Raw genomic sequence first — 12655 nt, 5'->3', positions numbered from 1 at the left:
CACCACCACGGCGGTGGCCTTCACCGTCACCGCCAGGCCCAGCAGCACCCCGGCGGCCAGCAGCGCCTTCGGCTTGCCGGGCAGCCGGACCAGCACCAGCAGCCCGAGCAAGAGCAGCCCGAGCATCACCGCGTCGTTGTGCGCCCCGGCCACCAGGTGCACCCCGACCAGTGGGCAGGCCAGCGCCAGCCAGGCCGCCCGGGCGGCGGGCACCCCGGCGGCCCGGGCCAGCCCGGGCAGGCAGAGGGCGGCCAGCAGCACCCCGGCCAGCGCGACGAGCCGCAGCAGCACGACGGTGCCGACCAGGCCGCCGCCGAGGGTCGCGGCCAGCGCGGCGAGCAGCACGAAGAACGGGCCGTACGGCGCGGGAGTGTCCCGCCAGATCGGCGCGACCGACTCGACCCAGGGGCAGCCGGCCGCCGCCACCCCCACCTCGTACGGGTCGTGGCCGGCGGCGTACGCCCAGCCCTGGCAGGCGTACGAGTAGACGTCCCGGCTGCCCAACGGCGGTGCCGCCAGCAGCGGGACCAGCCACAGCCCGGCGGTCAGATACGCCCACCGGGTCGACGGGGCGCCCCGGCGCAGCGACCACCAGGCCCCGACCAGCAGCGCCGCGCCGAGCAGCCAGCAGCCCAGCGCCCAGGGGGCGTCTCCGGCGCGCCAAGGGCCGGCCGGCGGGATGTCGGGCAGCGCCCCGCCCAGCCACCCGGCGACGGCGAGCAGCACCGCGCCAACCAGGCCGGCGTACCGGGCGAGCCGGGCCCGGCCGGCGGGCGCTGGCCCGGCGTCGGTCACCGGCAAACCTCTCCTCAGTCCGCGGGGGCCGGCCGGCGGGCCGCCCGAGCCGACCGTACCAACCGGACGACCACCACGATCACCAACAGCGTCATCAGCGGCGCACCGGGCATCTTGGTGAACCGGGCCAGGCCGGTGCCGTCGGCCAGGACCAGGAACGACGACACCAGCGCGACCAGCGAGAACCATCCGGTACGCCGCGCGGTAGCGGCCAGCACGGTCAGCGGCCAGATCCAGTACCAGGGGTGGAAGAGCGGGGACAGGGCCACCGTGGCGGCCAGTGCCAGCCCGGCATGCCAGAGCGGGTCCCGGGTACGGGCCCGCCACCACAGCCACACCAGCAGCACGGCGAGCACCAGCACGCCGATCGCCCTGGTCACCGGCAGCGCGTCGACGTGCGCGCCGAAGAGCGCCGCGACGTACCCGACGGTCTGCCCGACCGCGGTGGACGGCGAGGTCCAGGCGATCACCAGGCTCCCCTGCTCCAGCCCGCTGATCCAGCCGAAGCCCAGGCCCGACGCGAAGGTCGCTGCTACCGTCGCGGCGAGCGCCCCGCCGACCACCGGGCCGCCGTCGGAGATCAGCGTCCGGATCCGGTACGGCCCGGCCATCGCGGCCAGCGCGGCGAACGGCACCACCACCAACGCGGTGATCTTCACGGCGGCGGCGAGCCCGAGCAGCACTCCCCCGGCCAGCAGCGCCCAGCGGCGACCGGGTCGGGACGCCACCACCGCCAGCCCGGCGACCATCAGGCCGACCATCAGCGCGTCGTTGTGCGCGCCGGAGATCAGGTGCACGCCGACCAGGGGGGACGCCAGCGCCAGCCAGAGCGCCCGCGGCACCGGAACCCCGCAGCGGCGGGCCAGCACCGGCAGGCACCAGGCGGTCAGCGCCACCCCGGCCAGCGCCAGCAGCCGGAACAGCGCGGCGGCGGCGGTGAGCGAGCCGGTGGCCTTGACGATTGCGCCGGAGATCATGACGAACAGCGGCCCGTACGGCGCGGGGGTGTCCCGCCAGATGTACGAGATGGTGTCCAACCACGGGCAGGGCAGCGCGGAGACGCCCTGCTCGTACGGGCTGATCCCGGCCGCGTAGCTCGCGCCCTGGCAGGCGTACGCGTAGACGTCCCGGCTGCCCAGCGGCGGCGCGACCAGCAGCGGGACCAGCCAGAGCCCGGCGGTGACCAGCGCCCAGCGGGCGGACGGCACCCGGTCGCGCAGCGACCACCAGGCCCACGCCATCAGCGTGGTGCCGACCAGCCAGAGGCCGATGACCAGCGGCCCGTGCCGGCCCTGCCAGATGCTGACCGGGGTGGGGCGCAGCGGGGAGTCCGGCAGCGCGCCACCGAGGTACGCGGCGACGGCGAGCAGCGTCGAGCCGGCCAGGCCGATCCAGCGCGAGAGGTGGTGAGGCACGTCCGACATGCTGCCAGTACGGTGGTCGCGGACCGGAGGTGGGCATGCGGCGCAGCAGGGTGGTGGGGCTCTCCGCCGGCTGCGCCGCCGTGGCCGGCGCGGTGTGGCTGGCCCTGCCGCCGATGGGTTCGGACCTCTCCGCCCAGGTGGCCCGGGCCGACTTCTTCGCCGCGCACGGCACCGCCCTGGTGGACCTGCGCTGGTACGCCGGCATCCACCCGCTCGGCTACAGCCTGGTCACGCCGCCGCTGATGGCCACCCTCGGGGTGCCCGTCACCGGGGTCCTCGCCCTGGTCGCCGCGGCCACCGCGTTCGCGGCGCTGCTGGTGCGCACGCCGGTGCCCCGGCCCCTGCTCGGCAGCCTGGTCGGGGTGCTCACCATCACCGGCAACCTGGTCTCCGGCCGGGTCACCTACGCGCTCGGCGTGGCGTTCGGGCTGGCCGCGCTGCTGGCGCTGACCCTGCCGACGCACGGCCCGCCGAGCCGCCGCTGGGCGCGCCCCGTCCTGGTCGCGGCCGGCGCGCTGCTGGCCTCGGCGACCAGTCCCGTCGCCGGTCTCTTCGTCGGCCTGGCCGGCGCGGCGCTGCTGCTCACCCGCCGGTACGCCGACGGCCTGCTGCTCGGCGTCGCCGCCGCGCTGCCGCTGGGGGTGACCGGGCTGCTCTTCGGCGAGGGCGGCTGGATGAACATCAGCCGTACCGACACGCTGCGGGCGGTGCTGACCAGTCTGCTGGTGGCGGCGCTGGTGGCGTACCGGCCGGTGCGGGTGGGGGCGCTGCTGTCGGCGGCGGGGGTGCTGGCGGCGGCGCTGGTGCACACCCCGGTCGGGTTGAACGCCACCCGGCTGGCGGTGATGTTCGCGCTGCCGGTGCTGGCCGCCGCCGCCCGGCCGCCCCGCTGGCTGACCGCCCGGCTGGCGAGCGGCGTGGCCCGGTGGGGCCGGGCGGCCGGTGGGGTGGCGCTGGCCGTGCTGCTGGCCGCGGTCTGCACGTGGCAGCCGCCGGTGGTCGCCGCCGACCTGCGCAGCGTCGACGACCCGACCGCCGCCCGGTCGTTCTTCGCGCCGCTGCGGGTCGAACTGGCCCGGCGCGGGCTCACGGGACGGGTGGAGGTCCCGCCGACCCGCAACTACTGGGAGGCCGCCCGGCTCGGCGAGGTGCCGCTGGCCCGGGGCTGGCTGCGGCAGGCGGACATCGCCCGCAACCCGCTCTTCTTCAGCAGCGTGCCGGGGGCCGCCGGCACGGGCGTGCCGCTGACCGCCGAGACCTATCGGGCCTGGCTCGACGAGTTCGCCGTGCAGTACGTGGCGGTGCCCGACGCGCCGCTGTCCTGGGTCGGCCGGGCCGAGGCCGAGCTGGTCTCCGCCGGCCTGCCGTACCTGACGGAGGTCTGGTCGGGCGGACGGTGGCGGCTCTACGCGGTGGCCGACCCGACGCCGATCGTGGGCGCTCCCGGCAAGTTCGTCGGGCAGGACGGGGCCTCGCTGACCTTTCGCACGTCCGCCGCCGGCACGGTCCCGGTCCGGGTGTGGCACACCCGCTGGCTGACCGCCTCCGGCGGCGCCACCGTCGCCGCCGACGGGGACTGGACGACGGTCACCGTGCCGCGCGCCGGCACCTACACCCTGAGCGGGTGACGTTCCGCCGGCCGGCGGGCGCTGCCGGACGTCTTCTGCGCGCCCTGTCGAGCTGATGTCGTAGACGAATCACCGGCGCTGGCACCGGACCCGTAGGGCGGAAGGCCCGCTGACTCGTTTGCCTGCCCGCCCTTTTCGAGCTGATGTCGTAGACGATTCACGGCGCTGGCACCGGATGCGTAGGGCGGCGGCGAAGGTCGGCTGACTCGTTTGCGTCATCAGCTCTACAGGACGTCACCGCCGGCCCGGCCAGGACGGGCCAGGCCGGTCAGCCGACGTCGCGGCGTACCGGGGAGGGGCGGGCGCGGACGTGCAGCCGCTCCCCCTGCGGCCCGAAGAGGCTGAGGATCTCCAGCGGGCGGTCGTACGGGTTGCCGAACCAGTGCGGCGTACGGGTGTCGAACTCGGCGACCTCTCCCGCCTCCAGGGTCAGCTCGTGGCTGCCGAGCAGCAGCCGGCACCGCCCGGAGAGCACGTAGAGCCACTCGTACCCCTCGTGCACCTGCTGCTCGGGCTCCCCCGGCCGCCCGCCGGGTGGGTAGATCATCTTGTAGGCCTGCACCCCGCCGGGACGGCGGGTCAGCGGCACGATGGTGACCCCGTTGCGGTCCACCGACCGGAGCCGGACCCGGGGGTCTCCGGTCTCCGGCGCGCCGACCAGGTCGTCGAGCGGCACCCGGTGGAACCGGGCCAGCGGGAGCAGCAGCTCCAGGGTGGGCCGGCGGCCACCGGACTCCAGCCGGGACAGGGTGCTCACCGAGATGCCGGTGGCGGCGGAGAGCTGGGCCAGCGTCACGGCACGCTGCTGGCGCAGGGCCCGCAGGCGCGGCCCGACCGCCGTCAGCACCTCGTCCGGGGCCGCGGTGTCGTCCGCCATCCGTTCGTTTGCCATCTCAGCAACGATACTTGTCGTCCTGGGAAGTAGCGCGGACGATCCGGGGCGTGGGCGGAACGGACCCGCCCGGAGGGGGAACGAGGATGCATGAGCACCGGATCTACGACGTGGTGGTGGTCGGCGGCGGCGCGGCGGGGCTCAGCGGTGCGCTCACCCTGGGCCGGTCCCGCCGGTCGGTGCTGGTGATCGACGGCGGGGCGCCGCGCAACGCCCCCGCCGGGCACGTGCACAACTACCTCACCAGCGAGGGCGTCGCCCCCGCCGACCTGTACGCGACCGGCCGGGCCGAGGTCGCCAGGTACGGCGTCGAGGTCGTCGACGGCACGGTCACCAAGGCGCACCGGGTCGAGGGGAACGATCGGGCCCGGTTCGAGGTGGAGCTGGCCGACGGAGAGCTGGTGCGGGCGCGGCGGCTGCTGGTCACCACGGGGTTGGTCGACGAGCTGCCCGCGATCCCGGGGCTGGCCGAACGCTGGGGCCGGGACGTGCTGCACTGCCCGTACTGCCACGGCTGGGAGGTGCGGGACCAGGCCGTGGGCGTGCTGGCCACCGGGCCGATGACCACCCATCACGCGCTGCTGTTCCGCCAGCTCACCGACGACGTGGTGGTGTTCACGCACACCGGCCCGCCGCTGACCCCGGAGCAGGCCGAGCAGCTCGCCGCCCGCGGCGTACGGGTGGTCGAGGGCGAGGTGACGGGGCTGAAGGTGACCGACGACCGGCTCACCGGCGTACGGCTGCGCTCCGGGGAGCTGGTCGCCCGGCAGGCGCTGGTGGTCGGGCCCCGGTTCGCCGCGCGGGCCGATCTGCTGGCCGGGCTCGGCCTGACGACCAGCGAGTTCGTCGTCGGCGGGCACGTCTTCGGCGACCACGTCGCCGCCGACGCCAGCGGCGCGACCGTCGTGCCGGGGGTCTGGGTGGCCGGCAACGTGACCGACCCGCAGGCCACCGTGATCGCCGCCGCGGCGGCGGGGGTGAAGGCCGGCGCGGCGCTCAACGCCGACCTGATCGCCGAGGAGACTGACCGGGCGGTCACCGCGCTGCGCGCCGGTGCGAACACCGAGGCCGGGACCGGCGCGGACGCCGTCGCCGGCACCGGCGCGGACGTGGTGGACGCCGAGACGGCGCGGCACTGGGACGAGCTCTACCAGCGGCGGGAGCGGATCTGGAGCGGGCGGGCCAACCCGCACCTGGTCGACATCGTCGACCCGCTGCCGGCGGGCACCGCGCTGGACCTCGGCTGCGGCGAGGGCGCCGACGCGATCTGGCTGGCCGGTCACGGCTGGCAGGTGACCGCGGTGGACGTCTCCACCACCGCCCTGGAGCGGGCGGCGGCCGAGGCGGCCACGGCCGGGGTGGCGGCCCGGATCGACTTCCAGCGGCACGACCTGACCCGCACCTTCCCGGAGGGGGTGTTCGACCTGGTCTCCGCGCAGTTCCTCCAGTCGCCGCTGGAGTTTCCCCGGGCCGAGGTGCTCCGGGCGGCGGCGCGGGCGGTGGCGCCCGGAGGCCGGCTGCTGATCGTCGAGCACGGCGAGGTCCCGCCGTGGTCCCGACTGGCCCACCCGGACGTGCGCTTCCCCACCCCGGAGGAGACGCTGGCCGAACTCCACCTGGACCCGGACGGGTGGCGGACCGAGCGGTTGGACGCGCCCCGGCGCGCGGTCACCGACCCGGACGGGCAGCCGGCCACCCTGGTCGACCACCTGGTGCTGGTCCGCCGCCGCTGACGGCGCTCAGGCCTCCAGCACCCGCTCCATGGCCGCCCGGGACCGCCGGGCGGTGCGCAGGTACTCGTCGAGGAACTCGCCGGGGTCGTCGCGGCCGAGCAGCCGGACGACCCCGGCCAGCTCCACGCCGTGCCGGGGCAGCTGGTCGCCGGCGCGGCCACGGACCAGCATGAGCGCGTTGCGGACCTGCGCGGCGAGCGTCCAGCCGGCGGCCATCCCGGCGGCGTCCGCCGGGTCGACCAGGCCGGCGTCCCGGGCCGCCGCCAGCGCGTCGAGGGTCCGGGTGCCCCGCAGTCGCGGGTACGCCCCGGCGTGCCGGAGCTGGAGCAGCTGCACCGCCCACTCGACGTCGGCCAGGCCACCCCGCCCCAGCTTGGTGTGGGTGGCCGGGTCGGCGCCCCGGGGCAGCCGCTCGTTCTCCACCCGGGCCTTGATCCGGCGGATCTCCACCACCTGCTCGCGGCTCAGCCCGTCGGCCGGCCAGCGGACCGGGTCGATCAGCGCCTCGAACTCGGCGCCCAGGTCGGCGTCGCCGCAGACGAACCGGGCGCGCAGCAGCGCCTGCGCCTCCCACACCTTCGACCAGCGGGCGTAGTACTGCGCGTAGGCGGCGAGGCTGCGCACCAGCGGACCTTGCCGGCCCTCGGGGCGCAGGTCGGCGTCGACGCCGAGCGGCGGGTCGGGGGCGGGCACGCCGAGCAGTCGGCGCAGCTCCTCGGCGACGTTGTGGGCGGCGGCGCTGGCCGCCTGCTCGTCCGCCCCGGCCGGCTGGTCGTAGACGAAGAGCACGTCGGCGTCGGAGAGGTAGTTCGACTCGTACCCGCCGAGCCGGCCCATGCCGATCACGGCGAACCGCAGTCCGGGGGGCCCCGGCTTGGCGGCTCGCGCGGTGCGCAGCGCGGCGGTGAGCGTGGCGTCGGTGACGTCGGAGAGCGCGGTGCCGACCCCGGTGACGTCGGCCAGGGGCGCGGCGGCCTCCGAGCCCCGCTCCGGGCGCGGGGCGAGCCCGCCGGCCCGGCTCAGCAGGTCGGCGCAGGCGATCCGGACCAGCTCCCGACGGCGCAGCGCGCGTACTGCCCGGATCGCCTGCTCCGGGTCGGCGTACCGGCCCGCGGCGGCGGCGAAGCCGTCACAGAGCACCTCCCGGGTACGCGGGGCCAGCTCGCTCTCCTCCGCCAGCAGGCGCAGCGCCTCGGGCTCCCGGGCCAGCAGGTCGGCGGCGTACCGGGAGGAGGAGAGCACCCGGGCCAGCCGGCGGGCCACCGGGCCGGAGTCGCGCAGCAGCCGCAGGTACCACGGGGTGCTGCCGAGCTTGTCGGAGACCTGCCGGTAGTTGAGCAGGCCCCGGTCCGGCTCGGGGGCGTCGGCGAACTCGCTGAGCAGCACCGGCAGCAGGGTCCGCTGGATGGCGGCGGTGCGGCTGACCCCGCCGGTGAGGGCCTGGAGGTGGCGCAGCGCCCCGGCCGGGTCGGCGAAGCCGAGGATCTCCAGCCGGTGCCGGGCCGCCTCCGGGGTGAGCCGCAGCCCGTCGGCGGGTACCCGGGCCACCGACTCGAGCAGCGGCCGGTAGAGCAGCTTGGCGTGCAGCCGGCGTACCTCGGTGGCGTGGGCGACCCACTCGGCGCGGAAGCTCTCCACGGCGCTGCGGCCCGGCGTGGCGGTGTAGCCGAGCGCGGCGGCGAGCCAGCGCAGCGCGGCCGGATCGGTCGGCACGGTGTGGGTCCGGCGCAGGCCCTGGAGCTGGAGCCGGTGCTCGACGGCGCGCAGGAAGCGGTACCCGCGCAGCAGCGCCTCGCCGTCGGCGCGGCCGACGTAGCCGCCGGTGACGAGCGCGCGCAGCGCCGGGATGGTGCCGGGCACCCGCAACGACTCGTCGCCGCGGCCGTGCACCAGTTGCAGCAACTGGACGGCGAACTCGATGTCGCGCAGCCCGCCCGGCCCGCGCTTGATCTCGCGTTCCAGCTCCTTCGGCGGGATGTTGTCGATGATCTTGCGGCGCATGGACCGGACGTCGGAGACCGCCTCGGGCCGCTCGGCGGCGGTCCAGACCAGCGGGGCGAGCGCCTCGATCCACTCCCGCGCGAGGGCCAGGTCGCCGGCGGCCGGCCGGGCCTTGAGCAGGGCCTGGAACTCCCAGGTCCGGGCCCAGCGCTGGTAGTAGGCCAGATGGCTGGCGAGGGTGCGCACCAGCGGTCCCCGGTTGCCCTCGGGGCGCAGCGCGGCGTCCACCGGCCAGGCGACCAGCCCGCAGACGCCGATCAGCCGGGCGGCGACCGTGGTGGCGACGCTCAGGTCCGCGTCGTCGGCGGCCACGAAGATGACGTCGACGTCGGAGACGTAGTTCAACTCGTCGCCGCCGCACTTGCCCATCGCCACCACCGCGAGCCGGGGCCGGGGCGTGCCCGCGGGCAGTTCGTCGACGGCGATCTCGTACGCCGCCGCCAGGGTCGCGTCGGCCAGCGCGGAGAGCGCGGCCATGGTCTGCTCCAGGCCGCGCCCGCCGGTCAGGTCGGCCGCCGCGATCCGCAGCAACGCCAACCGGTACGCCTGCCGCAGCACCGCCACCGGCGCGGTGGCGGCGGTCAGCCGCCCGGCGGCGGCGAGGTCCAGCCGGCCGTCGGCGGTGGGGGCGAGCCCGTCCGGTGCGGTGGCCAGCACCGTCCACTGCTCCGGGTTGGCGACCAGGTGGTCGCCGAGCGCCGACGAGGCGCCGAGCACGGCGACCAGCCGGCGCCGCAGCCCCGGGTCGGCGTGCACCGCGTCGAGCAGGGCGGGCGGGTCGACGCTCCGGCGCTCCGACTCGACCAGCCGGTGCAGCTGGCGCAGGGCCAGGTCCGGGTCGGCGGCCCGGGAGAGCGCGGCCAGCAGCTCGGCGGCCCGTTCGTCGACCGGCTCCTGCTCCTCGACGCGCCACAGCCCGAGACCGTCCGGGCCGAGCAGGTCGGCCGCGCGGGAGCCGCCGTCGGACTGCGCGGCGCCGAAGCCGTACCGGGCGAGCCGTCCCCTGGCCGGTCTGGTCATCTCACTGCCCGAGCAGCGGCAGGCTTCGCCGAGTGGGGTCGTCGCCCAGCTCGCCGAGGGCCAGCGCGGCGAAGCGGACGGCGAACGGCTGCCAGACCTCCTCCACGTCGGCCATCACCCGGTCGCAGGCGGCCACCACCAGCTCCGGGTCGTAGCCCAGCTCGGCCAGCAGGTCGGAGTCGCGGGCCCAGTCGGCGATCATCGCGGTGTCGCACTCGATGTGGAACTGCAGCCCCCAGGCCCGGTCCCCGAGGCGGAACGCCTGGTGCGGGTAGCGGGTCGAGGCGGCCAGCAGGGTGGCGCCCCGGGGCAGCTCGGTGATCTCGTCGGTGTGCCACTGGAGCACGTCCGGGATCAGCGGCACGTACCGGAACAGCGGATCGGCGTCGGCGGCGTCCCGCTTGCCGACCACGCCGGGGCCGACCTCCGGCCCGGACGGGCTCCGCTCGACCAGGCCGGCGTGCGCGGTGGCCAGCAGCTGCCCGCCGAGGCAGACGCCGAGGGTCGGCACCCGGTACCGGACCGCCTTGCGCAGCAGCCCCTCCAGCGCCGGGAACCAGGGCGCGCCGGGGCTGCCGTCGGGCAGCGGGTACGCCTGCTGCTCGCCGCCGAGCACCACCAGCGCGGCGTACCCCTCCAAGTCGGCGGGGAGCGCGTCGCCGGCGTGCGGGCGGAGCACCCGCAGGTCGAGGCCCCCCTCGGTCAGCCACTCCCCCAGCCGGCGGAGGTCGTCGGTCGGGTCGTTCTCGATCACCAGCGCGGTCGCCACGGTGTCGAGGCTAGCGGGTGCGCCGCCGCCGGCCCGGAACGGCTCGGCCGCCCACCGCGCCGACTAGGCTCTGCCGCTGTGATCACCGACGAATGCCTGCGCCCGCCGGTCCTGCGCCCCGGTGACACGGTGATGCTCGTGTCGCCGTCCGGGCCGACCCGGCCCGAACGGGTGGCCCGGGGCGTCGAGCTGCTGACCGGTTGGGGGCTGCGCCCCGTGCTGGCGCCGAACGCGTACGCCCGGCGGGGCTACCTGGCCGGTGACGACACGCTGCGCGCCGCCGACCTGAACACCGCCTTCGCCGACCCCGAGGTGCGCGGGGTGATCTGCACCCGGGGCGGTTACGGCGCGCAGCGGGTGGTCGACCTGCTCGACATGGCCGCCGTACGGCGGGACCCGAAGGTGGTCGCCGGCTTCTCGGACATCACCGCGTTGCAGTTCGCGCTCTGGCGGGGCGCCCGGCTGGCCGGCGTGCACGGCCCCGGCGCGGCCTGGCTGGACGAGCGCCTCCCGCTGCGCTCGGCGGAGTCGCTGCACGCCGCGCTGATGACCACCGAGCCGGTGACCGTCGCCGCCACGCCGGACGAGGAGACCTTCGCCGTCCGGGTGCCCGGCCGGGCGGTCGGTCCGCTGCTCGGCGGCAACCTCTGCCTGATCACCGCCTCCATCGGCACCCCGGACATGCCCGACCTGACCGACGCGGTGCTGCTGATCGAGGAGGTGCAGGAGCCGCCGTACAAGGTCGACCGGATGCTGACCCACCTGCGCCGGGCGGGCGTGCTGGACGGCGTGGCCGGGGTGGCGGTCGGCCAGTTCACCGAGTGCGCCGACGGCTGGGACACCACGGTCACCGACGTGCTCACCGAATGCCTGGGCGATCTCGGCGTCCCGGTCCTCGGCGGCCTCCCGGTCGGGCACGGCGTCGGCCAGCTCACCGTCCCGGTCGGCACCCGGGCCACCCTCGACGCCGACGCCGGCACCCTGACCGTCTCCCCCGCCGTCCGCTGACCCATCCCGGCCCGGCGCGGGGTTGGGATTTTCAGCTGGGTGACAGGGTCGGCACGGGTGCGGCCCAGGTTCGGTGGTCACTGTCGGTGAGGTCATCGCACCAACCACCGATCACTGGAGGACTGATGTCCCGCACGATGTCGAAGAAGCACCTGCTGGCCGGGCTCGCCGCCGCCGGAGTGCTCGGCGTGGGGATCGCCGCCCCGACGGTGGCCTTCGCCGAGGACGCCACCCCGTCGCCCAGCGCCAGCAGCAGCGCCGACCAGGGCACCGACCGGCAGCAGCAGAAGGCCGACCGCCAGGGCGAGTTCGCCGAGGCGCTGGCCAAGGAGCTCGGCGTGCCCACCGAGAAGGTGACCGCCGCGCTGGAGAAGCTGCGCGAGCAGCGCAAGGCCGACCGCCCGGAGCGCCCCTCCGCCGAGGACCGGCAGGCGGCGCTCAAGGAGCGGCTGGCCCAGGCGGTCGAGGACGGCAAGCTCACCCAGGAGCAGGCTGACGCCATCACCAAGGCCGCCGAGGCCGGCGTCTTCCCGGGCCCGGGCGGCCGTGGCCACCACGGCGGCATGGGTACGCCCGGCAGGTGACCCGGTGGCCCCGCCGTTCCCCCTCCCCCGGCCGTCGGCCCCCTCCCGGCCGGCCCACCCCCGAGCGGCGGGGCCACCCCCCGTACCCGATCCGACCGCGCCCGGCCCGCTCGCCGCTGTTCCCCAGCCATCGGCGGGTGCGCTCCGGCGGCTGGCTCATCATCGGGCCCGCACCCTGGTCCCCGCCGAACGGTGGTCGGCGATTGATCAACTCCATTCCGGCGATGTGGCGGCTTCTCTACGAGCCACAGACCCCCATGTCGGCGAAGTGGAGTCGATCACGCCTGGCGCGACCCGCCTTCGGGCCGGTCCCGCCCCGGCAGCGTCGCGGGGGCGGGACCTACCAGGCGGTGGCTCAGGCCACGGCGGGCGGCGCGAAGACGCCGAAGTGGTTGCCGGCCGGGTCGAGCAGGTGGGCGAAGGTCAGGCCGTTGTCGTTCGACCTCAGCGGGACCAGCACCTTGCCGCCGGCCGCCTCGGCCCGCCGGCAGGTGTCGGCCACGTCGGCCACCTGCACGTAGAACACCGCGTAGTTCGGGCCGGCCCCGCCGGTGGCCCGGATCGCACCCTGGATCGACCCCTCCGGCCCCGGCTCCACCACCCGGTACGACGTCTCCGGGCTGCCCTGTTCGGTGAACGCCCAGCCGAACACGTCGGTGTAGAACTTTCCGGTCTCCTCGGGCCGGTCGGTGCCGACCTCGAACCAGCTGACCGCGTTGGTGATCGTGGACATGTGTCGCCTCCCGTCGCAGGCGCCGGCCAGTCGGCCGGGCTCGTCAGGAGTCAGCCTCGGGGTCGTCC

10 protein-coding genes and 1 pseudogene are annotated in these 12655 nt (G+C 76.2%); 5 read left to right on the top strand and 6 right to left on the bottom strand.

Going from position 1 to position 12655, the window contains the following annotated elements:
• Nucleotides 1-795 (bottom strand): polyprenol phosphomannose-dependent alpha 1,6 mannosyltransferase MptB (gene mptB / locus FHX75_RS30485; RefSeq protein WP_425463551.1); only part of this gene is annotated, 795 nt, incomplete at its 3' end.
• Between the two features lie 14 nt (nucleotides 796-809).
• Nucleotides 810-2210, bottom strand: coding sequence for a polyprenol phosphomannose-dependent alpha 1,6 mannosyltransferase MptB (gene mptB / locus FHX75_RS30480; protein ID WP_211364645.1), 1401 nt, complete (start codon nucleotides 2208-2210; stop codon nucleotides 810-812).
• 44 nt (nucleotides 2211-2254) lie between these two features.
• Here mptB (FHX75_RS30480) and FHX75_RS30475 point away from each other — a divergent pair, with 44 nt between their 5' ends.
• A complete protein-coding gene (locus tag FHX75_RS30475) occupies nucleotides 2255-3847 on the top strand; it encodes a hypothetical protein (RefSeq protein WP_154944031.1) in 1593 nt (530 codons plus the stop codon).
• Nucleotides 3848-4115: 268 nt separating this feature from the next.
• Here the strand turns inward: FHX75_RS30475 and FHX75_RS30470 are convergent, their stop codons facing one another.
• Nucleotides 4116-4739, bottom strand: coding sequence for a helix-turn-helix domain-containing protein (locus FHX75_RS30470; RefSeq protein WP_425463550.1), 624 nt, complete (start codon nucleotides 4737-4739; stop codon nucleotides 4116-4118).
• A gap of 86 nt (nucleotides 4740-4825) precedes the next feature.
• On the opposite strand from FHX75_RS30470, the pseudogene FHX75_RS32325 reads away from it, so the two are divergent.
• Both FHX75_RS32325 and FHX75_RS32320 read left to right on the top strand, forming a co-directional pair.
• Nucleotides 4826-5842: pseudogene (locus FHX75_RS32325) on the top strand (NAD(P)/FAD-dependent oxidoreductase); the annotation flags it as partial.
• Nucleotides 5843-5848: 6 nt separating this feature from the next.
• Nucleotides 5849-6472, top strand: coding sequence for a class I SAM-dependent methyltransferase (locus FHX75_RS32320; protein ID WP_425463552.1), 624 nt, complete (start codon nucleotides 5849-5851; stop codon nucleotides 6470-6472).
• A gap of 6 nt (nucleotides 6473-6478) precedes the next feature.
• Here FHX75_RS32320 and FHX75_RS30460 read toward each other — a convergent pair whose 3' ends face one another.
• Both FHX75_RS30460 and FHX75_RS30455 read right to left on the bottom strand, forming a co-directional pair.
• Nucleotides 6479-9493, bottom strand: coding sequence for a bifunctional [glutamine synthetase] adenylyltransferase/[glutamine synthetase]-adenylyl-L-tyrosine phosphorylase (locus FHX75_RS30460; RefSeq protein ID WP_154944029.1), 3015 nt, complete (start codon nucleotides 9491-9493; stop codon nucleotides 6479-6481).
• A gap of 1 nt (nucleotide 9494) precedes the next feature.
• Nucleotides 9495-10262 (bottom strand): type 1 glutamine amidotransferase, encoded by a 768-nt coding sequence (locus tag FHX75_RS30455; protein WP_154944028.1) that lies wholly within the window; start codon nucleotides 10260-10262, stop codon nucleotides 9495-9497.
• A gap of 78 nt (nucleotides 10263-10340) precedes the next feature.
• Here FHX75_RS30455 and FHX75_RS30450 point away from each other — a divergent pair, with 78 nt between their 5' ends.
• Both FHX75_RS30450 and FHX75_RS30445 read left to right on the top strand, forming a co-directional pair.
• Nucleotides 10341-11270 carry a S66 peptidase family protein gene (locus FHX75_RS30450; protein ID WP_154944027.1) on the top strand — a complete coding sequence of 310 codons (930 nt, stop codon included), beginning with the start codon at nucleotides 10341-10343 and terminating at the stop codon, nucleotides 11268-11270.
• Nucleotides 11271-11395: 125 nt separating this feature from the next.
• Nucleotides 11396-11854: a hypothetical protein gene (locus FHX75_RS30445; protein ID WP_154944026.1), complete on the top strand. Its 459-nt coding sequence runs from the start codon at nucleotides 11396-11398 to the stop codon at nucleotides 11852-11854.
• Between the two features lie 355 nt (nucleotides 11855-12209).
• Here FHX75_RS30445 and FHX75_RS30440 read toward each other — a convergent pair whose 3' ends face one another.
• Nucleotides 12210-12587, bottom strand: a complete 378-nt coding sequence (locus FHX75_RS30440; protein WP_154944025.1) for a VOC family protein — start codon at nucleotides 12585-12587, stop codon at nucleotides 12210-12212.
• Nucleotides 12588-12655: the final 68 nt, after the last annotated feature.

Source organism: Micromonospora palomenae (assembly GCF_007829925.1).
In the GTDB taxonomy this organism is placed as follows: domain Bacteria; phylum Actinomycetota; class Actinomycetes; order Mycobacteriales; family Micromonosporaceae; genus Micromonospora; species Micromonospora purpureochromogenes.
Note: the sequence above shows the minus strand (reverse complement) of the source record. Positions and strands in the feature narration are given on the sequence as shown.

What these genes read in the sequence shown, in the direction of transcription:
- FHX75_RS30475 (WP_154944031.1), top strand. Translation starts at nt 2,255, where the DNA reads ATGCGGCGCAGCAGGGTGGTGGGGCTCTCCGCCGGCTGCGCCGCCGTG.
- FHX75_RS30470 (WP_425463550.1), bottom strand. Translation starts at nt 4,739, where the DNA reads ATGGCAAACGAACGGATGGCGGACGACACCGCGGCCCCGGACGAGGTG.
- FHX75_RS30460 (WP_154944029.1), bottom strand. Translation starts at nt 9,493, where the DNA reads ATGACCAGACCGGCCAGGGGACGGCTCGCCCGGTACGGCTTCGGCGCC.
- FHX75_RS30445 (WP_154944026.1), top strand. Translation starts at nt 11,396, where the DNA reads ATGTCCCGCACGATGTCGAAGAAGCACCTGCTGGCCGGGCTCGCCGCC.
- FHX75_RS30440 (WP_154944025.1), bottom strand. Translation starts at nt 12,587, where the DNA reads ATGTCCACGATCACCAACGCGGTCAGCTGGTTCGAGGTCGGCACCGAC.